This window comes from Pseudomonas sp. FIP_A4 (assembly GCF_036701605.1).
In the GTDB taxonomy this organism is placed as follows: Bacteria; Pseudomonadota; Gammaproteobacteria; order Pseudomonadales; family Pseudomonadaceae; genus Stutzerimonas; species Stutzerimonas phenolilytica.
This window is the reverse complement of record NZ_JAYDXP010000119.1, coordinates 33157-47122: the sequence shown is the minus strand read 5'-3', so window position 1 is coordinate 47122 and position 13966 is coordinate 33157. Positions and strand designations below refer to the sequence as shown.

The following is a 13966-nucleotide window of genomic DNA, read 5'->3' as shown; positions in this document are numbered from 1 at the left end:
GAAGATGCCCAGCCAACTCGCCATTTCCCTCGGCCAGCATTCGGACCGCGGACGCAAACCGGCCAACCAGGACTTTCACGGCGCCTGCGTGCCCAGCGATGCCCAGCTCGCCAGCAAGGGCATCGTCATCGCGCTGGCCGATGGCATCAGCAGCAGCGAGGTCAGCCATATCGCCAGCGAAACCGCGGTGGCGAGCTTTCTTTCCGACTACTTCTGCACCTCCGACGCCTGGTCGGTGAAGCAGTCGGCGCAGCGGGTACTGGTGGCGATCAATTCCTGGCTGCATGCGCAGACCCGCCACAGCCCGCACCGCTATGACCGCGACCGCGGCTATGTCTGCACCTTCAGCGCGCTGGTGCTCAAGTCCGCCAGCGCGCACCTGTTCCACGTCGGCGATGCGCGCATCTATCGACTGCGCGACGGCGACCTGGAACAGCTGACCGAGGATCACCGCGTGCGCGTGTCGGCGGATACCAGCTACCTCGGCCGCGCGCTGGGCATCGACCGGCACCTGGAGATCGACTACCGCACTCTGCCGCTGGCGGTCGGCGATCTGTTCCTGCTCGCCACCGATGGTGTCTACGAGCACATCGGCGCACGGGAGGTAGCGCAGCTCGTTGCCGAGCATGGGGACGAGCTCGACCTGGTGGCGCGCCGGATCGTCGAGCGGGCACTGGCCAACGGCAGCGACGACAACCTCACCGCACAGCTGGTACGCATCGACAGCCTGCCGGAGCAGGCCGTCGACGACGTGCAGCGGCAACTCGGCGAACTGGCGCTGCCGCCACTGCTGGAGCCGCGCATGCAGTTCGACGGCTACCGCATCGTTCGCGAGCTGCACATCAGCAGCCGCAGCCACGTGCATCTGGCCGTCGACGAAGCCAGCGGCGCCAAAGTGGTGCTGAAGACGCCGTCGATGGATCTGCGGGGCGACGCGGCCTATCTGGAGCGCTTCCTGCTGGAGGAGTGGATCGCCCGCCGCCTGGACAATCCCCACGTGGTCAAAGCCTGTCCGCCACCGCGGCAGCGCCGCTACCTGTACACGGTGAGCGAATTCATCGATGGCCAGACGCTGGCGCAGTGGATGCTCGACCATCCACAGCCGGACCTGGAAACCGTGCGCGGCATCGTCGAGCAGATCGCCCGCGGCCTGCGCGCCTTCCACCGCCTGGAAATGCTGCACCAGGACCTGCGCCCGCAGAACCTGATGATCGACGCCACCGGCACGCTGAAGATCATCGATTTCGGCTCGACCCGCGTCGCCGGGCTGGCCGAGCGCAATGCGCCGGGTACGCAGGACAACCTGCTCGGCACCGCCGCCTATACCGCCCCGGAATACTTACTCGGCGAGGCCGGCACGCCGCGTTCGGATCAGTATTCGCTGGCGGTGATTGCCTATCAGCTGCTCAGCGGCCGCTTGCCCTACGGCGCCGACGTCGCCAGGGCACGCAGCCGCGCAGTACAGCGGCGCCTGCGCTATCAGCCGCTGCGCCATGCGCAGCGCGATATCCCGGCGTGGATCGACGAAGTGCTGGGCAAGGCGCTGCATCCCGATCCGGCGCGGCGCTATGCCGAGCTGTCGGAGTTCGTCTTCGAGCTGCGCCAGCCTAACCCGGCGTTTCTCAACCGGGCCCGCCCGCCGCTGCTGGAGCGCAATCCATTGCTGTTCTGGAAAGGCCTGTCGTTGCTGCTGAGCATCACCGTCGCGCTGTTGCTGCTGCGCTAGCCGCGCTGGCGCAACAGCGCCGCGGCGCCCTGCACCTTCTGCGTGTACCACAGCACCCGGCTGACACCGCGGGTGATCGCCACGTAGGCCAGGCGCAGGCTCTCATCGGCCTGCGCCTGGTCGTAACTGTTGCGAAAGAAGCCGGACGCGGCATACAGCGCGTTGCGCAGCGGGTGTTTTTCCGCGGGCAGGCAATCGTCGACGATGATCGCGACTTCGGCCTGCAAACCCTTGGCGCGGTGAATAGTGTAGGCCTTAACCGGCAGCTTGCGGTCCAGCTGCGCCTGGATCTGCCGCAGCGGCTCGTTGCGCCGGCTGAGCAGCAGCACCGCGGTGCGCTCGCGGCTCTGGCGTTCAGCCGCATGGGCACACTGCGCGTTGATCTGCTCGATCAGCTGCGCCAAGCCCTTGTTGAGGTCGAAGCGCGGCACCAATTTCACTCCGTGATCGCCCGGCTGCATCGGTCTGGCCGCCTTACTGGCCTTGGCCTGTTTGAACGCGACGCCCGCCAGCACGGCCTCGGCATCGCGAATCACCGGCTCGATGGAGCGATAGTTGGTGTCCAGCAGCAGCGTCTTGCTGCCCTTCGCCCTGCCGCGGCGCGGGAAATACTTGTCGAAGTCCATGAACAGCTCCGGCGAGCTGCCGCGCCAGCCATAGATCGACTGCCAGTCGTCACCGATGGCCATCAGGCTCGGTGCCTTGCCGTCGCGCACCACGCGGCGATGCAGCGCCTGCAGCCACTGGACGATCTGCGGGGAGATGTCCTGGAACTCGTCGATCAGCAGGTGCGTGAATGGCGCCAGCTGCTCCGCTGCGATGCCTTCGCCGCTGGTCAGGCGCTCGCTGAGTTGCACGAAGGCGCCGTTGAACGTCTGCAAACCCTGCTCGGCCAGGCAGGCCTCGAAATGCCGATGGAAGGCCACCAGTGCCTCGATGAACAGCCGTTCACGCGGCGCGCACTGCAGCGCGCCAGGTTGCAGCCGGTCGATGCGCAGGCCGATGCTTTCGATGAAACCGATCTGCACATGGAACGCCTCGTACAGCGGCAGCGCGCGAAACTCGCCGGCCAGCTTGAAATCATCCAGCGGCGCCTTCGCTGTCGCACGCTTGCCCCTGGACGACTCGGCCGCGGGCGGCGGCAGCCCGAGCAGCTCATGCACCTGCCGGCGAAACGCCTCCTCGGCGCTGTAACAGCGCTGGTAGGCCTGCTTCAGCAGCCGCTGCTGCGCAGGACGCAGGCGCGCGGCCGTCAGCGGATTGTCCGGCTGGTCGGCCGACGCGGCCTTGTCGTCAAGCTGCTCGAACCACTGCTGGCGGCCCAGCACCTCGCGCGCCAGCATGCCCATCGCGGCATGGAAGGTACGGACGCATTCGCGCGCCTGCGCGGCATCGAAAGGAAATCCCCAGAACCCGAGCAGCTTGAGCAATTGTTCGCGTAGCTCTGCGCAGGAGGCATTGGTGAAGGAAATCACCGTCAACCGCGCCGGTTCGATGCCCAGATGACAGAGCATGAACACGACCCGCAGTACCAGCGTGGTGGACTTGCCCGAACCCGCCCCGGCGAATATCCGCGTCAGCGGGCTGCGGCAGAGAATCATCGCCCACTGCTCATCCGACGGCATGTTGATGACGCCGGCCGCCACCGCGCGGCCAACCTGTTCGCGCATAGCCTCGATCTGCGCCGCGCTGACCGGCAGCTCACCGGACGCGTAGATACCGTCGGCAGCCACCGGCCGCGCGCTTCGTTGGCGTGCCGGCGGACTCTTCGCAGGTTTGCCTGCGTCCTGCTTGCCCTTCCCCTTGCGTGCTTTCCCTGCCTTGCCACCGGCCGGTGCTGCGACCGATTTGCCCCAGCGGCGAAATACCAGCTCGTCCTCGTTGCGCAGATGTGCCGCTGTACGTGGGAAGCAGCGCGCCAGCGTTCCAGCAACGAGCAGGGTGTAGCGCTTCACGGCAGCCAACATGCGAGATCCGATGAGATGTATGTCATTGATATAGTAAGTTTTTTTCACGACCGCGGGCGGCTGGCGAGAGGAACGGTCGTACGCTTCGCGGGCCTGCACCGTTGTGGTGCGACAAATAGCCACAATGATTCAACGATATTGTTATCAAGCTGCATTTGTATTCATTAGATATCACTTAAAGCGCGACGGACAATTGCAGCGAGGCTCCCAGGTGCCTGACCTGGGAGTCGTCGCGATTTCGCTGAGTCAGCGAAATCGCGACCGTCATAACCCAAAGGAAATACCCATGAAAAAAATCGTGATCTCCATGCTCGCCCTCGGCGGCGCTCTGGCTCTGCAGCCGGCGCTGGCGCAGGACGGCGAATCGCTGTTCAAGAGCAAGGCCTGCGCGGCCTGTCATTCGATCGACGCCAAGCTGGTCGGCCCGGCCTACAAGGAAGTCGCCGCCAAGTACGCAGGCCAGGCGGACGCCGCCACCATGCTCGCCGGCAAGATCAAGAACGGCTCTCAGGGCACCTGGGGCCCGATCCCGATGCCGCCAAACGCGGTAACCGACGAAGAGGCGAAGATTCTCGCCGAGTGGGTGCTGAGCCAGAAGTAACACCCAACGCCAAAGGCAGCTTGCTTGGCCGCGACGACTGCCTTTGGTGCATTGCGTCACCCCTTAACCCACTAATCAACTAGGTCTTGACCCTTATCAACGCTCCAAGAGGCTTCTATGACCACATTGCCAATACATACGCGCCGTTCGGAGGCTCAAATGTTTGGCTCTGTACGCTGGAACGACCACTTGATGCAACGCTACGGGCAACTTGACCTGCATCAGTGCGGCTACCCGCGAACCGCCGATTTCACCACCGCAATCGCACCGCTCGACCTGCTGCGCGCGTTGCGCGACAGCCGCAAGGCACAGCGCCCCCTTTCCCTCGCCGTACAGCTGCCGCTGCTGCCGCACGACGAGCTGACGCTCTACATCGCCGATCTGGAGCGCGAAATCGACCTGCACGCCTGCCACCTCGGCGAGCATCCTCGCGTCGAACGTCTGCAGCTCAACGCCGGCCGCGCCAGTCTCGACCAGTTGCGTCGGCTGATCGGCCATGTGCAATCGCGCTTCGAGCTCAACCCTCATGAGCCGAACGAATTCAGCGTCGAGGTCGAACTCGCCCATGCCGACTGGCCGCTGGTCGGCGTCCTGCGTGAACTGGGCTTCAACCAGTTGAGCGTCAGCGTCCCCGATTTGCATGCCGATCTGGGCAATTCCGTCGAGTACTTCCAGAGCACCAGCCGCATTCGCGCGCTGATCGAGGCGGCACGCACGCTGCACTACCTCTCGGTGAACGTTGACCTCGGCTACGGCCGTTCCTGGCAGACACCGACCAGCTTCGCCCGCAAGCTCGATTCGATCATCGAGCTGCAACCCGACCGCGTCTCGATGTTCGATTACCGGCAACTGCCGGCCCCCGCCTCGCGGCGCCTCAGCCTTGCGCCCGCCGATGTCAGCCAGGTCTTGCACCGTTGCGGTATCGAGCGTCTCGCCGCGGCCGGCTACCGCTTCATCGGTCTGGGCCACTTTGCCCTTCCCCACGACGAACTGACGATGGCGCAAGAGCTTGGCTGTCTTCGCCATGATGTCGGCGGCTACACCACGCTCGCGCAGTTCGACCATCTCGGTCTGGGCGCCGGTGCGGTCAGCCGGGTCGGCGATCTCTATGTGCGCAATCACACGTCGATCGCGGATTACCGGCAGGCACTCGCCCAGGCCCAGCTTCCTACCGACCGCGGCTTGCTGCCTGCCAGTGTCGATCGTGGGCTGCGGGCGATCACCGAACAACTGCTGTGCGATGGCTATCTGGACTTCGTCAGCCTGCAGGCACGCGCCGGCGTCGTGTTCCAGGAACGCTACGCAACGCTGCAACCGCTGCTGGAACAGCTGCAACGTGAAGGCCTGCTGCACCTGCGTGCGCATGGCATCGAAATTCAGCCCGACGGCTGCCTGCTCATCCCCGCGCTCTGCGCGGTGCTGGCGCAGCCCGGACTGGCAGATCGGCTGACGGATGCGCTCTCGCCTGCCGATACCGCTTCGCTGAGCGCGAGGTAGCCCCATGGCCAAGAAGTTTCCGCTCAACCCGCCGCATCCCGAACGCATCTGCTGGGGCTGCGACCGCTACTGCCCGGCGACCTCGCTGGGCTGCGGCAACGGCGCCGACCGCACGATGCACCCCTCGGAAATGCTCGGCGAGGACTGGTACCTGTACGGCGACTGGGACATCGAGCCCGCCGATATCCCGCAGCAACCCGCCGATCCGGCGTTGATCGCCCGCCAGGGCTGATAGCGCCGCAGCCGCGGAACGCCTGTGGCACGCCGCAGTCAGTTGCTGCATCAGCCCTGACGAGGATTGCCCGATGAACTCACCCTACGAATCCCACGACCAGAACGTGCATGGCTGGGAACGCGCTGCCTCGCTGGCCGGCGGCCTGCTGTTGCTCGGTCTGGGGGCGCGCCGCGGCGGTGCGGGCGGACTGTTGCAGGCAGCGGCCGGCGCCTTGCTGCTGTTACGCGGCATCAATGGTCGCTGCGAGGCCAAGCGACTGCTCAGCGCGGCGCCCCAGCAGCGCCAACCGGCGCCTGCCCGCTACAGCCACATGCCGCTGGATTCGGAAGTCCACAGCCCGGATTTCGAGAACGCCGGCGTCAGCCTGCCCGACGCGACGCCGATGGGCCACGAGCTTTCCGCTCGTACCTGACGGTCACAACTGGAAAGAACCTGGCGCCGATGGTAAAGCTGACGGCTCCGGCCTGCGCCACGGCCAGCTTCGGTAACAGGAGTTCGCTTTGATTCCCGCAGCGCTCATCACCGCCTTGCGCGGCGCGCGTCACGTGCTGGTGTTCACCGGTGCTGGCGTCTCGGCCGAGAGCGGCATCGCCACCTTCCGTGATACGCCCAGCGGTCTGTGGGAGCGCTACGATCCGGCGACGCTGGCTACCGCGCATGCATTTCGCCAAGACCCTGCGCTGGTCTGGGGCTGGTACGAGTGGCGCCGCATGCAGGTGCTGCAGGCGCAGCCAAATCCAGCCCACCTCGCCATCGCAGCACTGGCGCAGCGGGTGCCGAAACTCACGCTGGTCACGCAGAACGTCGACGATCTGCATGAGCGCGCCGGCAGTACCGAGGTGATCCACCTGCACGGCAGCCTGCATCGGCCGCGTTGCTTCGCCTGCGCACGCTCACCGAGCCAACCGCTCGGCCTGCCCGATGAGCCCGAAGGCGGCCGCCACCTGGAGCCGCCGCGCTGCGAACACTGCGGCGGCAGGCTGCGCCCTGGCGTGGTCTGGTTCGGCGAGCGCTTGCCGGAAGCGGCACTGACGGCGGCATTCGCCGCGGCCGACAGCTGCGATGTGCTGATCTCCGTGGGCACATCCGGCGTAGTGCATCCCGCCGCACAGATCCCCGAACGTGCCTGGCGGGCCGGCGCCGTACTGGCGCACGTCAACCCGCAACCGCTCGGCAGCCATGCCGAACGCGAGTTCCTGCTGTGTGGTACGGCGGCGCAGCTGCTGCCGCAGTTGCTCCAGGCCGCCTTCAACGATTGACTGCGTCCCGCCAGGCCGCGCCGCTGAGCCTTCCGTTCATCCATCTCGCTTCGCTTATAGTGGCGGCCAGAACTAGACTGCTATCAGCAACTTGCAGGAAGCCAGGCACACGATATGGGCGCAGTATGGCGGTCCGACACTTCTCCCGCAGGGCGCTCGCAATGCGCTCCGCACAACCGTTCCCGAAAACCCTCACCAAAGAAGGATCGCCGCCGGATGCGCCCGCTCGGCCTGCTGTTGTTCACCACACTGCTGGGCGCGGGGGGCTATGCCGCCTGGCATGAGCTGCAGACCTCACAGTGGCAGGCCCGCTGGGTCAGCCGCTATGCCGCGAGCCTGGACTATCACGTCGCCCCCGGTCCGAGCAGCGAGATCCGCTTCCCCGAGGACGGCCCGTTCGACCGTCGGCTGGGCTACGTGCAGCTACCAACCTTCATCGAACGGCTGAGCGCGCGCGGCTTCGAGGTACAGGCGCAGGCGCGTTTTTCGCCAGCGCTGCTCGACTACGCCAGTCGCGGCTTCTTCGTGCCCTATCGGCACCAGTCGCAGGTGGGCCTGACCATCTTCGACTGCCGTGGCCTTCCGCTGTATGCCAACAGCTACCCGCAGCAGTTCTACGAGAGTTTCGAGGACATTCCGCCGCTGGTGGCGCTGAGCCTGCTGTTCATCGAGGATCGCGGCCTGTTGGACGCCAGCCGGCCGACCGTCAACCCGGCGGTGGACTGGCCGCGCTTCGCCAAGGCGGCGATCAGCCAGCTGGAGAAACGCCTCGGCCTCGGCGGCCAGGCATCCGGCGGCAGCACCCTGGCGACACAGGTGGAGAAATACCGCCATTCGCCCGAAGGACGCACCGGCGATCCGCAGGAGAAGCTACGGCAGATGGTTTCCGCCAGCGTGCGTACCTATCGCGAAGGGCCGCAGACCCTTGCGGCGCGTCAGCGCATCGTGCGCGACTACCTCAACAGCGTGCCGCTCTCGGCGGCGCCGGGGCATGGTGAGGTCCACGGCATCGCCGATGGCCTGCGGCTGTGGTACGGCGCCGATTTCGCCGAGGTCAACCGTCTGCTCGACCCGCGCCGCAACGCCGACAGCGACCTTCAGGCCCGCGGGCTGGCGCTGCGCCAGGTGCTTTCTCTGCTGATCGCACAGCGCCGGCCGTCCTACTACCTCGGCGCCGGTCGCAAGGAGCTGGCTTCGCTGACCGACAGCCACATTCGCCTGTTGGCCGCCGGCGGCATCGTCGATACGCGTCTGCGCGAAGCCGCCCTCGCCCAGCAGGTCCAGTTCCGCGACCTGCAGCGCGAGCCGGCGATCCGCACGGTGGAGGCCACCAAGGGCATCAGCGTCGCGCGCATGCGCCTGGCCGGCCTGCTGGGCATGCCGCTGTACGATCTCGACCGCCTCGACCTCACCGCCAGCACGCCGCTGCAGGGCGAATTGCAGACCAGGATCAGCGCCTATCTGGCGAGCCTTGCCGACCCACAGGTGGCCGCCGAGGTCGGCCTGTTCGGCGAACGCATGCTCTCACCAGAGAAAACCGCCGACGTGCGCTACAGCTTCACGCTGTTCGAGCGCGGCGAGCAGGGTTTCCGCGTGCGGGTACAGACCGACAACACCAACCAGCCGTTCGACATCAACGAAGGCAGCAAGCTGGAACTCGGCTCCACCGCCAAGCTGCGTGTGCTGACCACCTATCTGGAGATGATCGCCGAGCTGCACCAGCGCTACTCGATCCTCGACACGCGCCAGCTGCGCGAACTGGAAGTACGCGACCCGCTCAGCCGCTGGGCCGTGGCCTACCTGGCGCAAAGCAGCGATCGCAGCCTGCCGGCGATGCTCGATGCGGCGATGGAGCGGCGTTACTCGGCAAGCCCGGCCGAACGCTTCTTCACCGGCGCCGGACTGCACCACTTCAACAACTTCCGCCGCGAGGACGACCACCGCATCGCCAGCGTGCGTGACGCGTTGCGCGAATCGCTGAACCTGCCATTCGTGCGGCTGATGCGCGATCTGGTGAGCTACAGCACACACGAGGCGATCAACAGCGCCGAGTTGCTGAAGAACGACAAGGACCCGCGACGCCTGGAATACCTCACCCAGTTCGCCGACCGCGAGGGCTCGATCTTCCTGCAGCGTTTCTGGCGCAAGTACCGCGGCCAGTCCGCCGAGCAGCGCATCGAGACCTTCCTGCAGGGCATGCGCCCGACGCCGGTACGGCTGGCGGCGGTGCATCGCTATCTGCTGCCTGACGCGCCGCGCGCGGCGTTCGATCACTTCCTGACGTCGCGCCTGCCTGCCGCCGCTCTCGACGCCAAGGATCTGGACGCGCTGCACACCCGCTACGGCCCGGGCGCGTTCAGCCTGCCGGATCAGGCCTACATCGCGCGCACCCATCCGTTGGACCTGTGGCTGCTGGGTTACCTGATCCAGCACCCCGACGCCAATCTGTCGGAGGTGGTCGCCGCCAGCCGCGACGAACGCCAGGAAGTTTACGGCTGGCTGTTCCGCAGCCGGCACAAGAGCGCGCGCGACAGCCGTATCCGCATCATGCTGGAAGTCGAGGCCTTCACCGACATCCATCGGCGCTGGCAGCGCCTGGGCTATCCGTTCGACAATCTGGTGCCGTCACTGGCCACCGCGCTGGGCAGCTCGGGCGACCGCCCGGCTGCGCTGGCCGAACTGATGGGCATCATCCTCAACGACGGGGTGCGCCTGCCGAGCGTGCGCATCGACAGCCTGCACTTCGCCGAAGGCACGCCTTACGAGACCCGCCTCGGCATACGCCCGAACATCGGCGAGCAGGTACTGCCGCGCGAGGTGGCCGCGACCCTGCGCGAGGCCCTTGCCCAGGTTGTGGAAGGCGGCACCGCGCGGCGCCTGCAGGGCAGCTTCGTGCAGAGCGACGGCAGTCCGCTGCGCGTCGGTGGCAAGACCGGCACCGGCGACAACCGTATCGACACCGTCGCGGCCGGCGGCCGGCTGATCAGCTCGCTGGCGATGAACCGTACGGCCACCTTCGTCTTCTACCTGGGACCGAATCATTTCGGCACGCTGACGGCCTACGTACCCGGGCAGGCGGCCGACAGCTTCCGCTTCACCTCGGCGCTGCCGGTCCAGACGCTCAAGGGCATGGCGCCGATCCTGCAGCCCTACCTGCAGGCAGGCGCCGACAGCCTTTGCCAGCAGCCCCGACCAAGCCGCCAGGTACCGTCGACCCAACCGACGCGGCTCACCGCCGGTACGCCGGGCACGCAATAGGCAAAGTCAGAGGCGCGCCGGGGCGAGTCTGGCGCGCCTTAATTTGGAGGCAAGCCCAACAGCCGTGCCTGATTCTGCTGTGCCAGCTCCTTGAGGTAGTCCCAGGTGGTGCGCATGCGCGCCAGATCCTTGAACTCGATGGGCATCAGCATCCAGAACGTGCGGGTGAAGCTCACCGCGTCGGGCAACAGCAGCTGCAGGCGCGGATCGGCATCGGCGGAAAACGCCGGCAGGATGGCGATTCCCGCGCCCATCGCCACCGCTTCCTGCTGGGCCAGCAGGCTGGTGCTGCGCAGGCCGATGGAGCGGGCGTCGGCAATGCCGTCGAGAAACAGCAGCTCCTTGCTGAACAGCAGATCGTCGACATAGCTGACGAAGCGATGCGCGGCCAAATCGTCGCGACTGCGGATCGGCGCATGCTCGGCCAGGTAGGTGGGCGATGCATACAGCCGCAGCACGTAGTCGGTCAGTTTGGTGATGATGAACGGGCCGCGCTCCGGGCGCTCCAGGGTAATGACGATGTCTGCCTCGTGACGCGACAGGCGCACCGCGCGCGGCAGTGCCAGCAGATCGATGTTCAGATGCGGATAGCGCCGACTCAGACCGGTGAGCTGCCCAGCCAGCATCACCGTGCCGTAACCCTCGGTGGCGCCGATGCGCACCTGCCCGGAAAGACCGTCGCCCATGCTCGGCAGCGAATGCTCGATGGCGGCACTGGCGCTCTCCATCGCCTCGACCCGCGGCAGCAGGTTGCGCCCGGCTTCGGTGAGGCGGTAGCCGCCGGGTTCGCGCAGGAACAGCTGCGCGCCCATGCTTCTTTCCAATGCCTGCAGACGCCGCGAAACCGTGGTGTGATCGACCGCCAGCCGCCTTGCCGCCGTGGTCAGTCGCCCCGCGCGGGCCACTTCGAGAAAGTAACGCAGGTTGTCCCAGTCCATGTTTGCCGCTCTGGTCGATGGTTCCCGTGCATATTTGCACAACGACTCTGCAGCCGGCCGCATTGTCTTGCGTTTTTTTGCATTGCTAGGATCAAGGCAGCTTCTCGCAGCTGTCCGCGAGCCGATAACAACAACTGAGCCTAATCAGGCGGAGAGCGATATGACCGGTTCCATCCCCAGCGTGAAATTGCTGATCGGCGGCGAGTTCGTCGAATCCACCACCCAAGACTGGCGCGACGTCGTCAATCCCGCCACTCAGGAAGTGCTGGCCCGCGTGCCGTTCGCCACCGCGGCGGAAGTCAACCGCGCCGTCGCCAGCGCCGCCGAGGCATTCAAGACCTGGCGCAAGACGCCGATCGGTGCCCGTGCGCGCATCTTCCTCCGCTATCAGCAGCTGATCCGCGAGCATATGAAGGAGCTGGCGGCCATCCTCACCGCCGAACAGGGCAAGACCCTGCCCGATGCCGAGGGCGACGTGTTCCGCGGCCTGGAAGTGGTCGAGCATGCCGCCGGTATCGGCAACCTGCAGCTCGGCGAACTGGCCAACAACGTTGCCAGCGGTGTGGATACCTACACCCTGCTGCAGCCGCTGGGCGTCTGCGCCGGCATCACCCCGTTCAACTTCCCGGCGATGATCCCGCTGTGGATGTTCCCGATGGCCATCGCCACCGGCAACACCTTCGTCCTCAAGCCCTCCGAACAAGACCCGATGGTCACCATGCGCCTGTGCGAACTGGCGCTGGAAGCCGGCGTGCCGCCAGGCGTACTCAACGTGGTGCACGGCGGCCCGGACGTGGTGAATGCGCTGTGCGATCACCCGGTCATCAAGGCGGTGTCCTTCGTCGGCTCGACCCGCGTCGGTACTCACGTCTACAACCGCGCCAGCGCCGCCGGCAAGCGCGTGCAGTGCATGATGGGCGCGAAGAACCACGCCATCGTGCTGCCTGATGCGCACAAGGAGCAGAGCCTCAACGCCATCGCCGGCGCCGCCTTCGGTGCCGCCGGCCAGCGCTGCATGGCCTTGTCGGTCGTGGTGCTGGTCGGCGAGGCGCAGCAGTGGATTCCCGATCTGGTGGCCAAGGCGAAATCGCTCAAGATCAGCGCCGGCACCGAGCCGGGCGCCGACCTCGGCCCGCTGGTCTCCTGCGCCGCGCTGGATCGCGTCAGCGGGCTGATCGAACGCGGCGTCGCCGAAGGCGCGACCCTGGAGCTGGACGGCCGTAACCCGCAGGTGGCCGGCTTCGACAAGGGCAACTTCGTCGCACCGACGATCTTCTCCGGCGTGAAAGCCGAAATGAGCATCTACCAGGAAGAAATCTTCGGCCCGGTGCTGTGCGTGATGAGCGCGGCGACGATGGACGAAGCCATCGCGCTGATCAACGCCAACCCGAACGGCAACGGCACCGCCATCTTCACCCGCTCGGGCGCCGCGGCGCGGCACTTCCAGGAAGAGATCGACGTCGGCCAGGTGGGCATCAATGTGCCGATTCCGGTGCCGGTGCCGATGTTCTCCTTCACCGGCTCGCGCGCCTCCAAGCTCGGCGACCTCGGCCCCTACGGCAAGCAGGTGGTGCAGTTCTACACCCAGACCAAGACCGTCACCGAACGCTGGTTCGACGAGGATGCGGTCGGCTCCACAGTCAACACCACCATCAACCTCAAGTGACCCGCAATGGGCCGGCGAACACGCCGGCCCTCAAGGAACGCTCATGACATTCGAAACCCTGCTCGTCGACATCCAGGATCGCGTCGCGCTGATCACCCTGAACCGCCCGCACGCACTCAACGCCCTGAACAGCCAGCTGATCAGCGAGCTGAACAGCGCCCTCGGCCAGCTCGAGGCCGATCCTGAGGTCGGCTGCATCGTGCTCACCGGCTCGGCCAAGGCCTTCGCCGCTGGTGCCGACATCAAGGAAATGGCCGACCTCAACTACCCGCAGATCTACCTCGACGACTTCTTCGCCGAGGCGGACCGCATCGCCAGCCGGCGCAAGCCGTTGATCGCCGCGGTGGCCGGCTACGCACTGGGCGGCGGCTGCGAGCTGGCGCTGTTGTGCGACATGATCTACGCCGCTGACAACGCCCGCTTCGGCCAGCCGGAAATCAACCTCGGCGTGCTGCCGGGCATCGGTGGCACCCAGCGTCTGACCCGCGCGGTGGGCAAGGCCAAGGCCATGGACCTGTGCCTGACTGGCCGCCAGATGGACGCCGAGGAAGCCGAGCGCGCCGGCCTGGTGGCGCGCATCTTCCCGCAGGAAAGTCTGCTGGAGGAAACCCTGAAAGCCGCCCGGGTGATCGCCGAGAAGTCGCTGCCGGCCACCATGATGGTCAAGGAAAGCGTCAACCGCGCCTTCGAAACCACGCTGGCCGAAGGCATCCGCTTCGAGCGCCGGGTCTTTCACGCGGTGTTCGCCACCGCCGACCAGAAAGAAGGCATGGCGGCGTTCGCCGAGAAGCGCAAGCCGGAGTTCAAGAACCGCTGAGC

General features: G+C 66.4%; 11 protein-coding genes. 9 read left to right on the top strand and 2 right to left on the bottom strand.

Annotated elements, in window-relative coordinates; all coding sequences use genetic code 11:
- The first annotated feature begins 4 nt into the window (after positions 1–4).
- Complete coding sequence (locus tag U8L64_RS05450; protein WP_333394674.1) at positions 5–1726, top strand: bifunctional protein-serine/threonine kinase/phosphatase; 1722 nt, start codon at positions 5–7, stop codon at positions 1724–1726.
- Here U8L64_RS05450 and U8L64_RS05445 read toward each other — a convergent pair.
- A complete protein-coding gene (locus U8L64_RS05445; RefSeq protein ID WP_333394672.1) occupies positions 1723–3693 on the bottom strand; it encodes a DEAD/DEAH box helicase in 1971 nt (656 codons plus the stop codon). The genes U8L64_RS05450 and U8L64_RS05445 overlap by 4 nt on opposite strands.
- A gap of 286 nt (positions 3694–3979) precedes the next feature.
- Between U8L64_RS05445 and U8L64_RS05440 the strand changes: the two genes are divergently transcribed.
- The 6 genes from U8L64_RS05440 (at position 3980) to U8L64_RS05415 (ending at position 10543) form a co-directional block, all read left to right on the top strand.
- Positions 3980–4294 (top strand): c-type cytochrome, encoded by a 315-nt coding sequence (locus U8L64_RS05440; protein WP_043298443.1) that lies wholly within the window; start codon positions 3980–3982, stop codon positions 4292–4294.
- A gap of 159 nt (positions 4295–4453) precedes the next feature.
- Positions 4454–5791 carry a coproporphyrinogen III oxidase gene (locus tag U8L64_RS05435; RefSeq protein ID WP_333394669.1) on the top strand — a complete coding sequence of 446 codons (1338 nt, stop codon included), beginning with the start codon at positions 4454–4456 and terminating at the stop codon, positions 5789–5791.
- A gap of 4 nt (positions 5792–5795) precedes the next feature.
- The gene (locus tag U8L64_RS05430) at positions 5796–6023 is read left to right on the top strand and encodes a DUF3079 domain-containing protein (protein ID WP_043298439.1); all 228 of its coding nucleotides are present in this window, start codon (positions 5796–5798) and stop codon (positions 6021–6023) included.
- Between the two features lie 73 nt (positions 6024–6096).
- Positions 6097–6438, top strand: coding sequence for a YgaP-like transmembrane domain (locus U8L64_RS05425; protein ID WP_043298437.1), 342 nt, complete (start codon positions 6097–6099; stop codon positions 6436–6438).
- Positions 6439–6526: 88 nt separating this feature from the next.
- Complete coding sequence (locus tag U8L64_RS05420; protein ID WP_043298435.1) at positions 6527–7285, top strand: SIR2 family NAD-dependent protein deacylase; 759 nt, start codon at positions 6527–6529, stop codon at positions 7283–7285.
- Positions 7286–7399: 114 nt separating this feature from the next.
- Positions 7400–10543, top strand: coding sequence for a transglycosylase domain-containing protein (locus tag U8L64_RS05415; RefSeq protein WP_442965266.1), 3144 nt, complete (start codon positions 7400–7402; stop codon positions 10541–10543).
- A gap of 38 nt (positions 10544–10581) precedes the next feature.
- Here the strand turns inward: U8L64_RS05415 and U8L64_RS05410 are convergent, their stop codons facing one another.
- The gene (locus U8L64_RS05410) at positions 10582–11481 is read right to left on the bottom strand and encodes a LysR family transcriptional regulator (RefSeq protein ID WP_333394661.1); all 900 of its coding nucleotides are present in this window, start codon (positions 11479–11481) and stop codon (positions 10582–10584) included.
- A 160-nt stretch (positions 11482–11641) separates the two neighbouring features.
- Between U8L64_RS05410 and U8L64_RS05405 the strand changes: the two genes are divergently transcribed.
- Together U8L64_RS05405 and U8L64_RS05400 are read left to right on the top strand one after the other, a co-directional pair.
- On the top strand, positions 11642–13147 hold the full coding sequence (locus U8L64_RS05405; protein WP_333394659.1) for a CoA-acylating methylmalonate-semialdehyde dehydrogenase: 1506 nt from the start codon (positions 11642–11644) through the stop codon (positions 13145–13147).
- Positions 13148–13190: 43 nt separating this feature from the next.
- Positions 13191–13964 carry an enoyl-CoA hydratase gene (locus U8L64_RS05400; protein ID WP_333394657.1) on the top strand — a complete coding sequence of 258 codons (774 nt, stop codon included), beginning with the start codon at positions 13191–13193 and terminating at the stop codon, positions 13962–13964.
- Positions 13965–13966: the final 2 nt, after the last annotated feature.